The following is a 19,094-nucleotide window of genomic DNA, read 5'->3' on the forward strand; positions in this document are numbered from 1 at the left end:
TAGTTTTTCTTTTTTCAAGGGTTAATCAAATGGACAAGGGGTGGTAGAATGTGGCATTCCCTACATGGATTTATTCATGATTTTAAAGCATTAGATGATTACTTACAATCAGACTTCCAAGATGTCATCCAAGATGATATGGAGACATACTTTTTTATTCGGTATTGGTTAGGTGGACCACATGTAAGGTTACGCTTTACATGTAAACCGGAAGATTATCCAAAAGTAAAAAAACGCTTCGAAGAGTCAATCGACAATTTTTTAGTTCAAAGAAATGTTGACTTAATAGATTATAAACAGTTCTATCAAAACACCGCATTAGAAAAAGAAAATATTAGAGAAACATATTGGTGTGAACACGGTTCGGTAGTTGAGTTTGTTTATGAGCCTGAGTACGAACGATATGGTGGCAGGGAAGTAATAGGGAATTCCGAACAGGTTTTTTACGAAAGTAGTGTTCTGGCTAATAAGTTAAATAACGTTCCTTTTAGTAGAAGGATTATAGTAGGCATGGACCTTATTTACTTAACATTTCAATTAGCTAAGGTAAACCATACAATTTACGGGAATTATGCAGACTTTTGGAAAGATTATAGCTCAAGTGGACAGCTGGTAGAGAACTATGCCCCTATATTGAAGCAGAGATTAAATCATTTACAAAACAATCATGTTAACCAGTTTGCGATGTATAACGATTATTTTAATTGTATAAAGAGTAATGATATTCACAAGGAAATATCGATTCTTATCTCGCATGTTCATATGACGAATAATAGACTTGGGATTTTTCCTGCAATTGAACATAATCTAGCATCTTTTATTGCTAATAATATAGGTGTAGAGGGTGAGATAGTTGAAAAGGCATGATCAGCTTTGGGATTTAACTGGTAAAAGAAATACATTAAGAGAGTTATATCATCAGAATGCAATGATATCAAAACATTATCATTCCATGCGGATTAAACCGGTAAAGAACCATCGGAAATGGGAATTACTTGAAGCGATCCCCTTAGATGAACCTAAGGCAGAGTCTTATCTGGAACAGATGCTATTTTTACGTCGAACAATAAGGGAAGTCAGTGGGAAAGATATAGATATTCAATTTATCTCAAAGCTATTAAAGTTTAGTGTGGGGATTACGGGAAGTACAGATAGTGGCTATCAGTTATTTAGTTATCCATCTCCAGGAACTACCTATGCAACAACTGTATTTATTTCAATTGCTCAAGAAGAACATATCTATATTTATCGTTATAACGCTTATGATCATTCACTAGAGAAATATGCAGAGGACTTGGATCATAGAATCGCAGATGTGATTTTTGATAAGAAGCTGTCGGAGTTTCCAATCCTGATATTTTTAGCAAGCGATTACCAGTTAATTGAGGAAGTGTATGGAGAAATTGCATATCGACTACTATGCTTGGAAATGGGGCATATGGCACAAAATATAACACTTTATAGTTTAGAAAAGGAGTATCACTCTGTATGTATTGGAGGGTACAATGAGTCACTGTTTAAAGAAATAATCGGAAAACAATATGATTTACACTATGTTGTAGTTGTGGGGTGAACGAGTTGTATGTAGTCTTAAGAGCACAATATACCGTTATGTATGCAAAGGAATTAATACTAACACATCTATTTGATGATAAACACCATTCCATAAGAATTAGCAGCACTATTGATAAAGAACTCTTAATCCAGAAATTATTATATGGATTCCTTATACCAACGGATATAAATGAGGTCTCACAAGAAGAAAAACTAATAATGATGATAAGTAAACAATTAAAGGATTCAACCTTATTAACGGAGGAAAAAACGGAGTATCGAAGGCAAGTTAATATTCGTGGGGTTCTTTTAGCAGCTAATAAGAGTGGTGTTGAACATTCCGTCATTAAGGATTACTTCGATACATTTCATAATCAAAGAATTTATACATTAGGAACTAATCACGAACTACATTCCTTTTTACTAAGAGAAGGATTATTTCAAACGAAGTCAATAGCGAAAAAGGATATAACTTCAACAGACGAGAAAAGTATTATCTTAGTCAATGAAAAGGATTTGGCTACCATTCAAGGTGAAAGAAATAAAAAGTATTTAGTTTACTCATTAGAAAGTTTAAGGGTTGGTCCTCTTCTCATACCGGGAACAACGATATGTTTAAAGTGCTATAGTAGTAATTATGATCTACAAAGAAATAATGTAGAGAATGGATATCCTGTATATTACCAAAATTTTATATTGAATTTTCTCGTTAATACAGTTTATTTCTGTCTAAATAACTTGCATCAATTTTTAGGAACAGATGTGGGTCTTCCAATAAGAAAATATTATCAATTAGCTAATCCATATTTATCACTATCTGTTACAGATGTCTATAAGACTAATAGTTGTAGTATTTGCTTCAGTGAAAGTGGTGTTGAGGAATTCAGTTATGATCAAGCTGACAAAGTACGAGTATAATCAAAAAATTAATATCAAAGGCTGTTTACTAAAAAGTTGTTGCTTTTTAATATATTAGGACCAAGTGTAATCAAATAGATTAACAAAAAAAGCAGGATGGGAGTTTAATATGATAAATATACGGGAGTTATCAAAAAACTATGGTGAAAAGCAGGTCTTAAAAGATATCAATTTAGATGTTAATGACGGGGAGATATTTGCAATACTTGGCCATAATGGTGCAGGTAAAACAACCCTTATAAAATGCATCATGAACCTGGTTGAATATAAAGGGAAAATTACATACGCATTTCCGAAAGAGGATTTGTTCAAAAATATTAGTTTACAAATGCAATCATCCGTATACGAAGAAGGTGCGAGAGTTTACGAGATATGTAATCTATATAAGAAGCTTCTGAAAAGTGATGTTGACCTAGACGAACTATTAGATGAATTCGGTTTATTATCATTCAAGAAAAGTAATATAAATAGTCTATCAGGTGGAGAAAAGCAAAAGTTGTCCATATTACTAACCCTAATAAACAAGCCAAAAGTGATTATTTTTGATGAAATAACAACGGGATTAGATATCGTAGCTAGAAGAAAAGTGTGGAGCCAAATAAAAAAAGTGAATCAAGAGTATGGTACCAATATCATTTTAACTAGTCACTTCTTAGATGAAGTGGAATACTTGGCTGACCAAGTTGTTATATTGGAAAACGGACAAGTATCTTTAACTGGTGGAGTTAAAGATATCGTAAAGCAAACATATGGAAATAAGAAAAATATTAGTTTTAAAATACCAAGTGTAGTTCCAAATTTGGAGAATGATTCTTTCAATTTAGATTTTGGAAATGTAGTGAAAAATGGTGACAGATATAATGTTGAATATGATACAGAAGATGAAATAAAGGTTCTAGAAGAGGTTAAAAGAAATAATGCTATAGATATCTATATAAAAGACTATTCATTTGAAGATGCTTTCTTAAAGAATTTAGGGTATGTCATAAACGAAAAAGGAGAAATTACACATGAATAAGATGGTAGTGTTTACGAAATATCAGACAAAGCTCTTGTTGAGAAATTATAAAACTACCGCTATTGGATTTTTAATGCCAGTATTGATGTTTGTAATTTTTAGTAATGTATTTGCCGACTTAGAAATTACTGGTACGGAATATACTATAGTAGATTATTTACTTCCTGCGTTTATTCCAATCATCATTATTAATGCCGTTATTGTAATTTATGGACACTACTATACTTTATATGAAGAACAAGGGAATCTATTAAAATATCGACTACTAGGGTTGAATAATGTTACCATCTCATTTGGTATATTTCTAGCCACCCTTATTTTTCAAATACTAGCAATACTGGCACTCGTTGCAACCGCAATTATTACATCCGATGTACCTATACCATATGGCAACCTATTATCTGTTCTCGTTGTTTTAATGGTAATCAATTTATTTCAGTTTGCAATTGTGTATTTGGTTTCATCTATTACAACGAAAAGTGCAACATATCAATCGATTTCTATCATATTATTTAACTTCCAGATGTTTTTAGGGGGGTTAACGTTTCCGCCTGAAATGTTTCCAAATTTTTTACGTACAATCGTAGAATTTATTAATCCTATTTATTATGGCTTACTAGCAATGAGGGGAGTTTGGACTGAAAAAGCAAGTGTATTTTCTTATTATCAGGAAATAGGACTTTTAGTATTGCTAACAGCTGTATTTATTGTTCTTGCAAATTTTGTAAAACAAAGAAAAGTATTAACTTAATTCCCGTCATTGTTTAATACGCACTATTACGGGTAATATTTTATTAGGGGGATACGTAATATGAATTATGGAAAGAACTTTGCAGATGTTTATAGTAAACATTTAATTCACTTTTCGATACAGGTTGCCCCAAGAATATTCAAATTTCTTTCGAGTAAAGACACGAAAAATGAAATATTGGATTTATGTTGTGGAACAGGCCAACTAGCTTATTATTTTCTTGCAAAAGGTTATCATGTAACTGGAATTGACTTTTCTGAAGATATGCTATACCATGCAAAAAAACTGAATAAGCCTTTTATTGAAACAAAGAAAGCTGAGTTTTATTGTAATGATGCCAGATATTTTTCATTGAATAAAAAATACCCCAATATTGTTTCAACATATGATGCTTTAAATCATTTAGAAGATGATCAGAGTTTACAACAATGCTTCCAACAAGTATTCCATCATTTAGAAGAGGATGGAACATTTATTTTTGATCTTAATACGAGATTAGGTCTTTCTAAAGGTGGAACTTTTATAAGGGAAGATGAAGAAATATTTAGTATCATGCAAAGCATGTCTGAACCTTCTAGAAATAAAGCTTTTACAAGGTACTACGGTTTCGTAAAAGATGACTCTTCCCATGTCTATTATAAATATGATGAAGTGGTTTATAATACCATCTACAAAATGGAAAAGGTCAAAGAATATCTTTATGATACTGGGTTTATTTCAGTCAAATTTGCACATGTAAATAATTTACTTAAAATGGTGGAAGAGCCAGAGAAAGAAGAACGCGTTTTTATTATCGCAACAAAATAATATGGAATGGGTTTCACTTACACTAAGGTTGGAAATGATTAGAATAATGAAAGGTAGTCTTTCATTTTTTAGTAGGTAGAAAAGTAAAAAACTTTCCGCCGACATAAGGAAAACTAACACATTCGCAAAAGAATGAGCGGATACGAGTTTTTCTAATGAAGATTAAACTATCCCGAAAATATAACCGAGGTGAGTCAATCATGAAAGTCTATATTAGGAATGCCATAGTTGCAGCTTTGATAGTAGCTTTAATAACTGGTCTGTTCAGTTATTTGTTCCGTGGCTATTTTTATTGGGGAGATACATTGAATGCAGCAGCAGGTACATTTATCATCTGGGCATTTTTGTTTCCACTAGTATATAAATATACTGGTTATTGTGGAAAAGAGGAATAAACCATTTTTCCAAAGTAATTAACGTGTTTTGACCAGGAGGCCGCTTCACAAAATGTGATTTAGTTTTGGTGGACTACCGAAATTACACTGCATTTGGCAATTGTAAAGTGGCTCATTTATTTTGCAATAAATGGCCGGTTGTACTTGGAAGATTGTTTGTCAAATACTGAATAAAAGAATGTAGTTAAAAGAATGGGAAATGGCTTTGGCAAGTCACGGGTATAAAAAAGGGGTTGTCGTATCCAATTTACGATAACCCCTTTTAGATTGAATTACACAGCCATTTCTTTACGTTTGAAAATTTGACTAGCCAGCAGTAACAAGATTAGGGACAATCCAAGGGTTACTGCTGCGGTTGCAAGAAGATCACTACTAATCTCACCAGAAGTCAATGATTCTAGTATATAGCTAGAAAGATTATTTGGACTCCAATCAAGAATATGTTGGAAGATTTGTGTAATAATACTCATCAACATAATTGTTAAAATAGTGAAGAAGGCAACCAAACCTCCAGATTTGAAGACAGTGTTATAAAAAATTGTTAATGAAACGACCAAGGTCAACCACATACCATAGAAGAAGAATACCGTTAAGAATTCACCAAAGGTCAGTGTTCCGAACAGAATATTGATATAATACCAACTCACAAGTAAGCCAAGGAAAAGAGATACCCACACTAGCAATAAGTAAGAGACCCATTTTGCAGTAATATAATTCATGTAAGAAACAGGCTTTACTAATACTAGTTCAGAGACACCGCTTTTTCTTTCACCAGCAATAGTCCCCATTAAGATGAGAACAATGACTAAAATTCCTAAACTACTTAATTGACTAAGACTCATCAAAATTACTTCAGTTGGTGCAAGTTCCGGTATTTCAAACACAGCCCCTTCAGGCATACCACCGACAGAATCAATAATTTGAGGTAAATAGTAAGTGGTTAGAGGATCCATGACAGACAATAAAATAATAACTAACGGTACCCAAACCCATTTTTTGTTTCGCCAGTTCTCGAGTAACTCTTTTTGAAATAACGTCATCCATTGCATTATTCGTTCACCACCCTCATAAACATATCCTCTAGTGAAGCCTTATTAATGGAAAAAGTCGTAATTTGCCATTTCTCTTTCGTTGCTAATGTTAAAATACCTTCACGAGCTTTTTTCATATCAGTCGCTGTAATTAAAAGTGTATCCCGTTCTACCTTGGCATTAGAAACACCATCTATTGCCACAACCTTTTCTTGATATAGTTGAATTTCATCTTCGACTTGTAACTCAATGACGGTAGTTTGATACTTTTTCCTTAAATCAATTAAAGATCCAGACTCAATTAATTTGCCATGATTTAGAAGTAGAAGTTCATCACTTACTTCCTCGGCATCATTTAAAATGTGGGTAGAAAATAATATCGTCATTTCTTGTTTTAATTTCTCCATCAGAACAAGTATTTCCCTACGACCTATCGGATCAAGTGATGCAACGGGTTCGTCTAGAATCAATAATTTTGGCTTGTGAATGATAGCTTGAGCAATTCCAAGCCGTTGCTTCATCCCACCTGAGTAACGAGATATTCGTTCATCTTGTGCTTCTTCAGATATCCCTACTTCTTTCAGCAATTTGGTTGCTCGTTTAGTTGCTTCACCTTTAGTAAGCTTAGCTAGTTTACCACTATAAACTAGGAATTCTCTTCCAGTCATCCACGTATGAAAGGCTGGATATTGCGGTAAATAGCCAATATATTTACGGATGTCCTGATTTTTTCCTTGTGCTTCAATTTGAATGGTTCCTTCAGTTGGTTTTAAAAGACCAGCTAAACTTCTTAAGGTTGTTGTTTTTCCAGCTCCATTAGGACCGATTAATGCAATGCATTTATGGTGGCCGAAATCAAAACTGATATGGTCAACAACAGTCTTTGAGCCATACTTTTTAGTTAGTTTCTCAACGGTCAGTAATGTCATTTAACGAGATCTCCTTCCAAAGATAAAGTACAGTACAGGCCCTATAATACTTATTAGTACGATAATTAATGCCCATAACCATTTAGGACCATTAGTTTCTTTTACTTTCACCAAGTCAACAATGGCAACAAGTAATAGAATGACCTGGATAATTAGGATAGGAGCGATTAACGCCCAGTTAATATTCACCATATACACCTCTCCAATCTTTTTTTTACATTCCCATAAGTTTAGGAATAGCAATGATAATTGAAATAATGATAATAAAGGTAATCCAAGCAAGTGGCCTTGCTAAGTTAATTGTCCAACCAACACCGAAACGCTTTTCTAAAAACAGTGCCGGATCATTTGGATTAAAATAAATCACTCCAAGTTTCCAATGTCTGTCATCATCACGATCAATAGCCTCTCCATTCGTTCCGGCAGAGATTCTTACACGACTTCCACCTTGACCAGTAGTGAATGATAGAATAATAGCCCAAAGCGTTAAGATTAAAGTGAAAACAATTGGCACAATAGATATTAATTCCGTACTGATTGGGAAAATCAATGAAAATTGAATGAACATAAATAGTAATGATAATCCAATTCCAGTACCTATCAAATAAGCGGACCATCTTCTTCTAAAAATAACATTTTGCTTCATAGACTCTTCGGGTTTTTCAGCACTAATTTGTTGTTTAGCTTTTGCAATCATTGTATTTAAGAACATGAACAATAATGTTAAATAAAGCTGAATAATAGGCATGGCTAAAACTGTACGTGGCGTTTTTGTAACAGTATTCGTTACCACTCCATCAAAGTTATATTGCATCGGTATTTGCTCTGGAATACGGTTGTAAAATTTAAAGGTTAAAGCAATGGATGCGAAAGTAATTAAGAAGGAAAAGGCAAACCAAAGATTGGAATGGTTTAGCTTATGTTTTCTAAACTCAGTACTAATAAAAACTTGCTGTGGTTTCTCCTTTCCCCAGTTTTCAGTTTGTTTTAATTGCTTCATTACCCTATGGAAGTATAGATAGATTAAAAAATGAAGAAATAAATATGCACAAACGAGTATAGAAAAGAAAATGCTAAAGGTATTCGAATCCATATCATTGAGTGTTTCAAGTACAAGAAATAAAATGGTGACAATAATAGCCGATATTCCAGAATACAGCACATACTGTTTACGAAGTTTTTTAATCCTATCTGTATGGTAGATTTCTTCTGGGATGGATACACCAAAGCTTTCCGTTCTTCTAGTCCAATAAGGAATAAACATGGTTGAAATATACGCAGGAATTAAAATAAGGAGAAGAAATATCATATTCATTTACGAGCGACCTCCTTGATAAGTTTTATATAGTGACTTACAAAGCATTAAGAATTCCTCTTCACTAATATCACGGCAAATTGATTCAGCGATAAGAGGGCGTAAATTCTTTTCTAACTGACTTTTATGACTTGCATCAGCCTTTGGTACCCCATCTGGATTAATTACAACACCTTTTTGCCTATGGATTAAAATAAAACCATCTTGCTTCAAATGTTGATAAGCTTTATTCACCGTATGAAGATTGATACCAATATCAGAAGCAAGCGATCTAACAGAAGGCAACGCCTCCCCAGGACGCAAATCCCTCCTCGCAATACCCTCAATAATTTGATGAACCAACTGCAAATAAATCGGCTCATCCGACTCAAAATCTAAATTTATAAACACATTACAGCACACTCCTTCTTTTTGTGGTGCCTGTCACTTCCCGAATTAGCTCGAAATTCGTCGAATATGTGCACAGCTCGTGTAGGGCTCTATCCACATTAATTTCATCTCGTGTTCTAACTGTTATATTTATTGTATAACAGTTAGAACGAATATGTCAATGGAAAATGATATCAACAGTGATATCCCCAAGTTATTCATTATTATTTAAGTGAAAATCAGCTTTATCCACATTATCCACAGAGGGGTATGGACAGTTATTAACAACCTAATACGGATATCAAGGGCAGATCATACGGTGTTTTTATAAGAAAATCCACAAGAGGAAAATATTCTGTGAATCGAATAAATATAACTATAAAGTGCGTGCAGGTTTTTGGAATTGACCACAATCTTAAACAGGAAGGGGCAGTAGGAACAGAAAAAATGGTCACAAGCGAAGTCAGGATGGATGTAAAATCCCAAAAATCCACCCAGGAATGGCGGAAGGATGAAATATAAAAGGTCTAGAATCTTTCCTTAAAAATTAAAAAAAGACCGAAGCTTCTAGCTTCGGTCTGCCTTTTGTCTTGCACGGTCAGCCCGCTTAAATTCTCTTTGGTAAAGCACTTCCTGAGTTTTACTTAAAAACTTATCTCTTACTTCACGTTTTTCTTTTGGCACGGCTATCCCTCACTCACAGTATATTTACTGTTTAGAATAACCAACATTTACATTTTTATACAATATTAACCGACTTCACCATCAGCATTTGCTTCCATCGTAACAAATTGTTGATAAGAAAGATAATGCTCTTTTGAAATCGCAAAGATATCATAAATTTCTTCCACTTGGTTTACTTTTTGGTAGACTTCAGGGTAAATGGTGTTTCCTAATGCAACATAAGGGAGTTTTAGAACGGCTTTTGTAGAGCGGATGTTGGTTTTTCTTACTTTCATGAAAATGGTCTCGATTTCATAATCAAAGAATAACTCATCGAAAAACTGCTCTTTTGCCGCACGATTATATCCCATCCCGAAATAAGGTTGGCCAATCCAAGTTGCTAAAAAACCGTGATTGTTTTCTATATCAAACAAATTAATCGTGCCAATAGGCTGTTGATATTCATCTACGATTGTCCTTGAAATTAACTCACCTTGTTCTTCTGCTTCCATCGTCTTTTTAGTTAAAAAGTAAAATTCATCTGTAGTATTTGCTTTATGTCTAACATATGGAAATACTTCTGGGTGTGACATCAGTTCAAATAGTACTGGCACCTCTTGTAAATCACGCTTTTTTAGCATAAAAACCCTCCTTATTTGTGCAGGAGGGTATCCAAATAAAAGGGACCCTAGTTGGAAGCCCACCCGCGAATTTTTATTAAGATCAACAAAAATTCGGGGTGGGAATCGAACCCACTAGAACCTGTTTAACAGGTGGCGCACCATTTGCCTTCCCTATTATATTTTGACAAATAGAAAAGTATAGAAATCTTTCCTACTCGCATAAAAAACTCATTCACCAGTATTATGTGAATGCATTTTTAAACGTACATCGTTTTGTGACAATACATATAATACTACGAATAACTCCAAAATGGAACTACTTTTTCAACAAAAATATCGACAAATTATGTTAAATTATTTTTACATTGATTTAAAGCATTGTTCAAGGGCTAAATCTAGGGTTGGATGATGGAATTGGTAGCCTGTTTCTAGTGCCTTATTCGGTAATACGTATTGTCCTTTTAAGATGAGTTGACTCATTTCACCAGTTGCTGCGCGAACTAGCAGACCTGGTGTAGGAAACCAATATGGACGTTTTAGACTTTTGGACAAAATTTGATTGAACTCTTTGTTTCTTACTGGTTGTGGGGCAGTCACATTGAAGGGACCGGATATGCTTTCCTTTTGTATCGCATAGATAATTAAATCAACGACATCATCCAAATGAACCCAGGAAGTCCATTGCTCACCCTTTCCTATCCGACCACCTACAAATAATTTAGTAGGAAGAGACATCAATGGAAGTGCTCCACCATTACTACCTAAAATAACACCAAACCTAGCAAGTACGGTACGAATGGAAAGTTCCTCTGCTTGTTTTGCAGTTTTTTCCCAGTCTACAACGACATCAGCAAGAAAGTCGTTCCCTGGCCTTGTGGTCTCCTCCGTAAAAATCATATCATCGGATATACCATAGTATCCAACCGCTGAACCACTAATAAATACGTCTGGTTTTTCTTCCATATGTTTCATAAGGTCAATTAACCTCTGCGTCGTTTCTATTCTACTTGTTTTAATTCTTTCCTTCTTATTCTTAGTCCAGTATCCATACAATGTTTCCCCAGCAAGATTAATAACACCATGAATTGCTGGCAAATTTTTTGTATTGTCAAAGTTAAGATATGTAGTATGTTTCGTATTGGAAAACTTCTCTGGGGTACGAGTTAAGATAAAGGAGTGGTGGCCTAGTGAAATTAATTTCTCTATTAGCTTCTTACCAACAAAACCTGTTCCGCCCGTGATTAAATAGTTCATTAAAATCTCCTCACTTTTGGTAATCTAAATTCTTATTATCATGGTATGATGGACAAAAGAGGTGATGAACTTGCTGAAGAAAATAAGTCGAATTACAACACAGAAAAAAAGCACACAACGTTATAATGTTTATATGGTTGAAGGTAATAGTGATAAATATGCATTTAGTGTTGATGAAGCAATCTTGGTGGAATTTGGGCTACGTAAAGGACTCGAGTTGGATGAACTAACGATCGATCTTTTACTTAAGAAAGATACCATACAGAAATCTTATCTTCTAGCAATTAATTATTTAAGCTACCGGATGAGATCACAAAAAGAAATAATAGATTATTTGATGAAAAAAGAAGTAATTCAAGAGCATATTGACATTATTATAGAACGGTTAACAAAAGAAGGTCTAGTTAATGATAAACAATTTGCGGAAAGCTTTACAATAACAAGAATAAACACTACTTCAAAAGGACCACTATTAGTAAAGCGAGAGCTAATGGAAAAAGGAGTCTCAGCTACAGTTTCTACTGAAGCTGTCTCTCTATATACGTATGATATACAATATGAAAAAGCATTAAAATGGGTAAATAAAAAACTTACTTCTAGTAAAAAGGATTCTTTTAATAAAAAAATCGAACAGCTCCGGATTACATTGGTACAAAAAGGATTTACCTCAGATGTAATTGGCGAAGTTCTTTTATCCGTGGTAGATAACCGTGATAATTCTGAGGAATGGGAATCGCTCATTTTTCAAGGAGAGAAGTTAGTTCGTAAGCACGCAGCTAAGAAATCGGGGTATGAACTAAAGATGAAAGTAAAAGAAGGTCTGTATCGTAAAGGATTTCAGATGGATTTGATTAATCAGTATATTGACGAGGAAATTGGAAAAGAAGATTAAGGACTTGTCGATAGGCAAGTCCATCTACGAAAATATATAATACATATCAATTAGAATTCGTAACATCAACCGTTCTCTTCAGACTAATCATGTGTGTCCATTTAAATACAAATCGAACTTACTGGTCTACTAGAATTTCCTTACGCCCGTCATCCTCATCGAAAATTTGTTTAGCTACAACTTCAGGACTTTTAAGTCTAGAAGGATCCTTCACATGATCTGATTTTTTCCAGAATGGAGTATTCATGCCACCCATATAAACCGCGGTAATCTTAAAGTCCTCCTTATCCCATTCTTGTTGAAGTGCTTCTGTAAATCCACGGACTGCAAATTTACTTGCACAATAGAGGGATTCATTTACTTTCCCACGTAAACCAGCTGTTGAAATAATCGTTAAAATTCTTCCTTTGCTCTTACGTATAAGTGGAAGGGAAGCTTGCACCGTTAATATGGTTCCTTTTACATTGGTGTTTAATGTTGCTTCAATATCCTCTACCCCGTAGTCATCAATGGAACCGAAAATTCCAATTCCGGCATTATTAATGAAAACATCTAGTTCACCAATACGCTGGAAAGCAATTTGAATAGAAGCAATTTCCCTTACATCACAAAGAACAACTTCAGCATCACCACCAATTTCTTTAATCTGAAATTGGACAAGATGTAATGGATCATTTCTTCTACCTAATAAATATACTTTATAGCCATTTTTAGCATATTCTAATGCTAGAGCTTTTCCGAGACCAGTACCAGCACCAGTTATAGCAACTGTTGGCATAAATACTCCCACCTTTTGTCGAATAATAGTGTTTAACCATTTAAATTGTCCCAGTTTGTTGATAAAATGTAAAGAGAGTCGAAGGGGGCCAAACATATGAATTATCGATATAGTGATTTATCTGTTGAGCAATTACTTAGTTTAGTTGCGGAATTTAAAGAGAAAGCACAAAAGGCTGAGCAATTAGGGAATATAAGTGAAGTGCAAATATATGAAAGAAAGATGCAGCTAGCTTTAGCATATACATTAAATCCTGAAGATTTCCATCCAGGATCCACCTACGAATTTCGTCATGATCCAGGTCATAGATTCACTATTAATTATTTAGAAGGTGTCTTTGCATGGGGACATCGTATCAATCTTTTAAATGAAGTGTATGAAAAAGAGGAAGCAATTCCGATATCGTTACTAGGAAAAAAACTGGATAAGTAAATTGGGGAAGAGCGAGTTTTATGAAACGAGCTCTTTTTTTGCTGTTTCTCTGAAAAATAAAACTATGAATGGTGTAACCGGTTTAAACATGAATGTTTAAGGATTTTTAAAAAAGTAAATAAAAATTTATAAAAAAAGTACTAGAAATTCTTTTAAAAAATTTGATATAGTAAACAAACCGGTCGGTATGTGGAGGTGTGCGACGGAAATGGATACAAGATCGCAAATAATGAAGATAGCGACAAGACTTTTCCAATATAAAGGATACAATGGTGTTGGAGTAAATGAGATTCTTAGAGAATGCAAACTGACAAAAGGTGCACTCTATTATCACTTTCCAAACGGAAAAGAAGAATTGTTAATTGTATGTCTACAGGAAATGAACATGACAATTACGAATAGCATCAAAGAAATATTTAAAAAATATCAAACTACTCATGAAGCGACCGAAGCGATGATACTTAAATTGATAGCCGATTTTAACCAAAGTGGTACAATTACAGGTTATACATTTAGTAGTATCGTAAGTGGAATGGATCACTTGAGTGAACCAGTACGGAATGCTTGCACAAGCCTCTACACGGAAATTCAAGAGATATATTCGACCAAATTAGTAGAAGATGGAGCTCCATTAGAAATGGCTGAATCTATGGCATTGATTATGACAGCTACGATTGAAGGAGCAATCATGCTTAGTTTGACGAAGAAATCACCAGAACCATTAGAGAAGATTGCACTAGTATTACCAAAGGTTTGTTTAAAGAGTTAGAAGGAGATAGGCATGGAAACACATATTCAAGTTAAAAAACCGAAAGCTATGGCATTTATTCTTATGTTAGGAGCTTTTATTGGATTATTTGGAGAAACAGCATTAAATATGGCTTTAACTAATGTTATGGAAGATTTCACAATTGAGCCAGCAACAGCCCAGTGGCTAACAACAGGTTATTTATTAATGTTAGGTATACTTGTACCGGTTACAGCTCTTATTATGAAGTGGTTTTCAACAAGGAAATTAGTAATCGGTGGAATCATTATCTCATTATTAGGTGCATTACTTGCGGCTATGTCAGTTAACTTTCCGATGTTAATGGCTGGCCGTATTGTTCAAGCAATTGGAACAGGTCTTATCCTACCGATTATGTTGACAGTTGTTTTACTCATATTCCCTATCCAAAAACGAGGAGTTGTAATGGGGATTGTCGGGTTAGTTATTACAACAGCACCAGCAGTGGGGCCAACATTATCAGGTGTCATTATTACTTCACTAGGCTGGTCTTATATTTTCTGGATGAGTGCAATTTTTTATGTATTATTACTAGTTGGAGCTTATGTTGTAATTACGAATGTATCTGAAATTACAAAGCCTAAAATAGACGTTTTATCAATTCTGCTCTCAACCATTGGTTTTGGTGGAATTATATTTAATTTAAGTACAATGGCTGAGCAACCAATCTCAGCGCTGATTGTATGGGGGCCATTATTTATTGGCGTTATTTCATTACTGTTATTTGGAATTCGTCAATTTAAAATGGAACAACCAATGGTCAATTTACGTGTTTCAAGTATCCAATGTTTACATTAGGTACTTTAATGATGTTCCTAAGTATCTTAGTTATTTTATCATCTGCAATCTTATTGCCACTATATCTAAAAGGTGCACTATTATTAAGTGCCGCATTAGCTGGCTTAATGCTTCTTCCTGGAAATGCGGTTAACGTAATTTTATCACCAATCGTAGGTACTCTCTTTGATAAATGGGGAGCACGTTACTTTGTTATTGTGGGATCTATATTTGTTTTACTTGGAAATATCATGTTCATATCGGTTATTTCATCTACAACTCCGGTTTGGCAGATAATCGTTAGCTTCATGATTTTATTTGTAGGGTTAACCCTGGTAACCATGCCTTCCCAAACAAATGCGATGAACCAGTTACCACGAAATCTTTATGCAGATGGTTCAGCTGCAATGAACACATTAAATCAAGTAGCTGGTGCAGCAGGGACTGCAATTGCCATTACTATTTTCACGATGGGTGAAAATAATCATATTGCTAATTACCCAAAGGCAACGGAACCAGAAGTATTGGCTGCCGGAGTTAAATATGGGTTCTACTTCATTACAGGAATCGCTGTAATTGCATTTATAAGTTCATTCTTTACCAAAAATAGTACAAGTTCACATGCAAAATCTTCATCTGAAAAAATTGCTAGAAATGACACAAAGGTAGGTTGAAACTAGAGGTATAATGGGAATATAGGAGGGGAAGTAGTATGGCAAATCATTATAAGAATATTATCGTAGCGGTAGACGGCTCCAAAGAAGGAGAATACGCATTTCGTAAATCAATAGATGTCGTAAAGCGTAATCCTGGGTCAACATTACACATTACTAACATTATTGATAACCGTACTCCTTATGAACGACCAGTTGTTGATCAGGTTCAAAAGCAATCAGAAGATTTATTAGTAAATTATCAAGCAAAAGCTCAGGCTGAAGGAATTGAAAATTTTAACGTAATTAGTATATACGGATCGCCAAGAAGTGCGATTTCGAAAGACGTTGCGAGTACAGTTCATGCTGATTTAATTATTTGCGGTGCAACGGGTCATAATGCCGTTGAACGTTTTCTAATAGGATCTGTATCAGAAGCAATCGTACGAACTGCCACATGTGATGTATTAGTTATCCGTACTCCTGAGTAAATGATTAATAGAAAAATGAAAATATATCAATAGAAAAACTAGTGAACCTATATGGCTCACTAGTTTTTTAAATTGGGCTATCGCCAACATATAATTTAGTTTGTAATTTATGCTCAGAAAATATCCACCCCGTATAAGAACTAATAATTTCGTTGGCTGAGTTTATTTGAACAACTGCAACAAACGGGTAGAATGTCTTAGAACGGTAGCGTAAATCAATAAAACGAACCTCTGTATAATCATCGTATTCGTTGATCTCCCAGCGATAGACTGGAGAGAAGGATAAAAATGCAGAGACATTTCTATCTGTCTTGGCAATATCAATTATTGGTGAATCAGGCAATGAAACCTTTTTAAATTCATCGACAATCTCTATATGTCCATTTTCAACGGTTCCAACGTAAAATCTTGTTTCCGTAGTAATCGCAACTCGCCAATAATTTTGCTTTATTGTTGGAGAAGTAGCGACCTTTATCGTATCCGGAAAATAGTCGTTAATCGTTCTAACAATTTCTTTTTTATCCATATATCGCTTAATATAATATAATAGAATTACTGCATAAATCAAAAGCCAAGTAGTAGCAGGATTTGCGCCAAGTATCCAAGCAACAATACCAGCTAAATGCAGTGTGAAAATATATGGATCAAAAGTATTGATAAAACCATGTGCAATCCACTTATCGGTGAATGGACGGTAAGCTTGTGTACCATAGGCGTTGAAAATATCTACGAAAACATGGACGACTACTGCTAAAGCGGTCCATCCATATAAATGCCAGAAATTAACCTGGGGGACAAAGAGATGAATTATACTTGCAATTAATATTCCCCAGAAAATTACTGCTGGGACAGAATGTGTTACACCACGGTGATGCCTAATATAGGTTGCATTATTACGTAATTTTAATACAGTATCGAAATCAGGTGCGTGAGACCCTACGATTGCACCTACGAATATAGCATGAAAGAGCACCGGATCATTATTAACTACTGGATCGAGTGTCGAAAGACCTGCAAGTGCAACTCCCATAACAATATGGGTTCCGGTATCCATTAAATTAATTCCTCCTATGTTAACTAGCATGAGGTAATATATTGATTTTTTCAGTGTGTTTTTAGTGTACCATAAAGGAAGTGTTTATATGACCAAACACATGAGTTCGTTACAGAATTTTAATATTTTAAACTTTCAAGAGAAACTTTTGACATGGTATTACGCTAATAAACGTGATTTACCATGGCGTGAAAACCAAGATCCATACAAAGTCTGGGTATCGGAAATAATGCTTCAGCAAACAAAGGTTGACACAGTAATACCTTATTTCCATAACTTTATTGAAAAGTTTCCTACGGTTTATGCTTTAGCAGCTGCGGATGAGCAAGATGTCTTAAAGGCTTGGGAAGGTCTAGGATACTATTCACGTGCAAGAAATTTACAACATGCTGTCCGTGAAGTTGTCGAGATTTATGATGGACAAGTTCCAGATAATCCTAAGGAATTGGAAGGACTAAAAGGAATCGGTTCGTACACAAAAGGCGCCATTTTATCAATTGCTTTTAATCAACCAGAACCTGCAGTTGATGGTAATGTGATGCGTGTTTTTTCTAGGGTTTTAAATATTGATGATGATATTGCCCTTGCCAAAACGAAGAAGTTATTTGAAGCTATTATTTATGAGGTAATTTCGCATGAAGATCCCTCATCTTTTAACCAGGCTATCATGGACCTCGGTGCTACCATTTGTACGCCAAAATCTCCAGCTTGTTTGATATGTCCTGTGCAAGAACATTGCCTGGGATTTGAACTCGGTATTGAGCAACAACTTCCAATAAAATCAAAGGCGAAAAAGAATAAAAAAATACCATATGCTGTATTATTAATTCGAAATGCTCAAAATGAAATTGCTATCGAACAACGACCAGATGACGGGTTATTAGCAAATCTTTGGCAATTCCCAATGGTTCCAATGCAAGATATAAGTCCTGAACTTATTGAAAATTGGTTTTATGCTAACTATGGAATGAAAATTAAATTAGGGGAAAAGAAGAGTGATTTAAAGCATGTTTTCTCTCATTTAACATGGGAGCTTGAAATCTATTCTGCCAATTTTAATCAAGATATACGTGAAGAGGGAAAACTTAAATTTGTCACTGAAGAGGAATTAAGTTCCTATCCATTTCCAGTTTCTCATATTAAAATGAAGGACTTTGTCTAGAGGATAAGCGCTTCTAATAAATTACCAAAAAATGCCTGCGTTCACTTGGATTATAAGTGGATAACAATAGTTTAAATGGAAATAGTATTATTGTCGGAGGTGATAATAATGGCTAAACCAAACAAAACTAAAGCTGGTACTAACATTCAAGAAGTAAAGCAACAAAATGCTCAAGCACAAGCTGGTCAAGGGCAATATGGTACCGAATTTGCTTCTGAATCTACAAATGCACAAGAAGTAAAAAAGCAAAACCAAAAATCTCAAGCTAACAAAAAATAACTACTTACCCTCAGAAATATAAGAAGAGCTTCCTTTCTCCCGGAGGCTCTTCTTTTTTATGTCAATTTTGGATGACTTTTGATAATAAAAACTTATAGAGAACAACATATCTTGCGTTAAGCTTTATATTTTATTCCTTTCCTATTATAATAGATAGCAAAA

Annotated in this window: 23 protein-coding genes and 1 pseudogene; 14 read left to right on the top strand and 10 right to left on the bottom strand. The window is 34.5% G+C overall.

Features of this window, described 5'->3' with window-relative positions:
- Positions 1–48: 48 nt before the first annotated feature.
- The 7 genes from K332_RS0115205 (at position 49) to K332_RS0115235 (ending at position 5,443) form a co-directional block, all read left to right on the top strand.
- The gene (locus K332_RS0115205) at positions 49–867 is read left to right on the top strand and encodes a lantibiotic dehydratase C-terminal domain-containing protein (RefSeq protein ID WP_026908239.1); all 819 of its coding nucleotides are present in this window, start codon (positions 49–51) and stop codon (positions 865–867) included.
- Positions 854–1,573 carry a SagB/ThcOx family dehydrogenase gene (locus tag K332_RS0115210; RefSeq protein ID WP_026908240.1) on the top strand — a complete coding sequence of 240 codons (720 nt, stop codon included), beginning with the start codon at positions 854–856 and terminating at the stop codon, positions 1,571–1,573. The genes K332_RS0115205 and K332_RS0115210 overlap by 14 nt, the downstream gene beginning before the upstream one ends.
- A gap of 5 nt (positions 1,574–1,578) precedes the next feature.
- Positions 1,579–2,472 carry a hypothetical protein gene (locus tag K332_RS0115215; protein WP_026908241.1) on the top strand — a complete coding sequence of 298 codons (894 nt, stop codon included), beginning with the start codon at positions 1,579–1,581 and terminating at the stop codon, positions 2,470–2,472.
- Positions 2,473–2,581: 109 nt separating this feature from the next.
- A complete protein-coding gene (locus tag K332_RS0115220; RefSeq protein ID WP_026908242.1) occupies positions 2,582–3,490 on the top strand; it encodes an ABC transporter ATP-binding protein in 909 nt (302 codons plus the stop codon).
- Positions 3,483–4,241 (top strand): ABC transporter permease, encoded by a 759-nt coding sequence (locus K332_RS0115225; RefSeq protein WP_026908243.1) that lies wholly within the window; start codon positions 3,483–3,485, stop codon positions 4,239–4,241. Before K332_RS0115220 ends, K332_RS0115225 begins: the two co-directional genes overlap by 8 nt.
- Positions 4,242–4,301: 60 nt before the next feature.
- Positions 4,302–5,048 carry a class I SAM-dependent DNA methyltransferase gene (locus K332_RS0115230; protein ID WP_036689056.1) on the top strand — a complete coding sequence of 249 codons (747 nt, stop codon included), beginning with the start codon at positions 4,302–4,304 and terminating at the stop codon, positions 5,046–5,048.
- A gap of 200 nt (positions 5,049–5,248) precedes the next feature.
- Positions 5,249–5,443: a hypothetical protein gene (locus tag K332_RS0115235; protein WP_026908245.1), complete on the top strand. Its 195-nt coding sequence runs from the start codon at positions 5,249–5,251 to the stop codon at positions 5,441–5,443.
- Between the two features lie 272 nt (positions 5,444–5,715).
- On the opposite strand, the gene K332_RS0115240 is transcribed toward K332_RS0115235, so the two are convergent.
- The 8 genes from K332_RS0115240 to K332_RS0115280 all read right to left on the bottom strand — a co-directional run bounded on the left by K332_RS0115240 (position 5,716) and on the right by K332_RS0115280 (position 11,627).
- Complete coding sequence (locus K332_RS0115240) at positions 5,716–6,492, bottom strand: ABC transporter permease (protein WP_051359488.1); 777 nt, start codon at positions 6,490–6,492, stop codon at positions 5,716–5,718.
- Positions 6,492–7,403, bottom strand: a complete 912-nt coding sequence (locus K332_RS0115245; protein WP_026908247.1) for an ABC transporter ATP-binding protein — start codon at positions 7,401–7,403, stop codon at positions 6,492–6,494. Before K332_RS0115245 ends, K332_RS0115240 begins: the two co-directional genes overlap by 1 nt.
- The gene (locus tag K332_RS0115250; RefSeq protein WP_026908248.1) at positions 7,404–7,595 is read right to left on the bottom strand and encodes a PLD nuclease N-terminal domain-containing protein; all 192 of its coding nucleotides are present in this window, start codon (positions 7,593–7,595) and stop codon (positions 7,404–7,406) included.
- Positions 7,596–7,617: 22 nt separating this feature from the next.
- On the bottom strand, positions 7,618–8,718 hold the full coding sequence (locus K332_RS0115255) for a DUF1648 domain-containing protein (protein ID WP_026908249.1): 1,101 nt from the start codon (positions 8,716–8,718) through the stop codon (positions 7,618–7,620).
- Positions 8,719–9,108, bottom strand: coding sequence for a GntR family transcriptional regulator (locus K332_RS0115260; protein WP_026908250.1), 390 nt, complete (start codon positions 9,106–9,108; stop codon positions 8,719–8,721).
- A 546-nt stretch (positions 9,109–9,654) separates the two neighbouring features.
- Positions 9,655–9,771 carry a YfhE family protein gene (locus tag K332_RS23700; protein ID WP_084288021.1) on the bottom strand — a complete coding sequence of 39 codons (117 nt, stop codon included), beginning with the start codon at positions 9,769–9,771 and terminating at the stop codon, positions 9,655–9,657.
- A gap of 65 nt (positions 9,772–9,836) precedes the next feature.
- Entirely contained in the window at positions 9,837–10,391 is a 555-nt protein-coding gene (locus K332_RS0115275; RefSeq protein ID WP_026908251.1) for a GNAT family N-acetyltransferase, read from the bottom strand.
- A 342-nt stretch (positions 10,392–10,733) separates the two neighbouring features.
- Positions 10,734–11,627, bottom strand: coding sequence for a TIGR01777 family oxidoreductase (locus K332_RS0115280; protein WP_026908252.1), 894 nt, complete (start codon positions 11,625–11,627; stop codon positions 10,734–10,736).
- A 70-nt stretch (positions 11,628–11,697) separates the two neighbouring features.
- On the opposite strand from K332_RS0115280, the gene recX reads away from it, so the two are divergent.
- Positions 11,698–12,519, top strand: a complete 822-nt coding sequence (recX, locus tag K332_RS0115285) for a recombination regulator RecX (protein ID WP_084288024.1) — start codon at positions 11,698–11,700, stop codon at positions 12,517–12,519.
- Between the two features lie 118 nt (positions 12,520–12,637).
- Here recX and K332_RS0115290 read toward each other — a convergent pair whose 3' ends face one another.
- Complete coding sequence (locus K332_RS0115290; RefSeq protein WP_026908254.1) at positions 12,638–13,297, bottom strand: SDR family NAD(P)-dependent oxidoreductase; 660 nt, start codon at positions 13,295–13,297, stop codon at positions 12,638–12,640.
- Between the two features lie 96 nt (positions 13,298–13,393).
- Between K332_RS0115290 and K332_RS0115295 the strand changes: the two genes are divergently transcribed.
- The 4 genes and pseudogenes from K332_RS0115295 to K332_RS0115310 all read left to right on the top strand — a co-directional run bounded on the left by K332_RS0115295 (position 13,394) and on the right by K332_RS0115310 (position 16,437).
- On the top strand, positions 13,394–13,729 hold the full coding sequence (locus K332_RS0115295; protein ID WP_026908255.1) for a YfhH family protein: 336 nt from the start codon (positions 13,394–13,396) through the stop codon (positions 13,727–13,729).
- A 208-nt stretch (positions 13,730–13,937) separates the two neighbouring features.
- Positions 13,938–14,498, top strand: coding sequence for a TetR/AcrR family transcriptional regulator (locus tag K332_RS0115300; RefSeq protein WP_026908256.1), 561 nt, complete (start codon positions 13,938–13,940; stop codon positions 14,496–14,498).
- 12 nt (positions 14,499–14,510) lie between these two features.
- A pseudogene (locus K332_RS22675) lies at positions 14,511–15,967 on the top strand (DHA2 family efflux MFS transporter permease subunit).
- A gap of 38 nt (positions 15,968–16,005) precedes the next feature.
- On the top strand, positions 16,006–16,437 hold the full coding sequence (locus K332_RS0115310; RefSeq protein ID WP_026908257.1) for a universal stress protein: 432 nt from the start codon (positions 16,006–16,008) through the stop codon (positions 16,435–16,437).
- Positions 16,438–16,504: 67 nt separating this feature from the next.
- Here K332_RS0115310 and K332_RS0115315 read toward each other — a convergent pair whose 3' ends face one another.
- A complete protein-coding gene (locus K332_RS0115315) occupies positions 16,505–17,491 on the bottom strand; it encodes a metal-dependent hydrolase (RefSeq protein WP_026908258.1) in 987 nt (328 codons plus the stop codon).
- A gap of 88 nt (positions 17,492–17,579) precedes the next feature.
- Between K332_RS0115315 and mutY the strand changes: the two genes are divergently transcribed.
- Both mutY and K332_RS0115325 read left to right on the top strand, forming a co-directional pair.
- Positions 17,580–18,653: an A/G-specific adenine glycosylase gene (gene mutY, locus K332_RS0115320; protein WP_026908259.1), complete on the top strand. Its 1,074-nt coding sequence runs from the start codon at positions 17,580–17,582 to the stop codon at positions 18,651–18,653.
- Positions 18,654–18,761: 108 nt separating this feature from the next.
- Positions 18,762–18,932, top strand: a complete 171-nt coding sequence (locus tag K332_RS0115325) for a gamma-type small acid-soluble spore protein (RefSeq protein ID WP_026908260.1) — start codon at positions 18,762–18,764, stop codon at positions 18,930–18,932.
- The last annotated feature ends 162 nt before the right edge of the window (positions 18,933–19,094 follow it).

The sequence above is a fragment of the Paucisalibacillus globulus DSM 18846 genome (assembly GCF_000482485.1).
Classification (GTDB): domain Bacteria; phylum Bacillota; class Bacilli; order Bacillales; family Amphibacillaceae; genus Ornithinibacillus; species Ornithinibacillus globulus.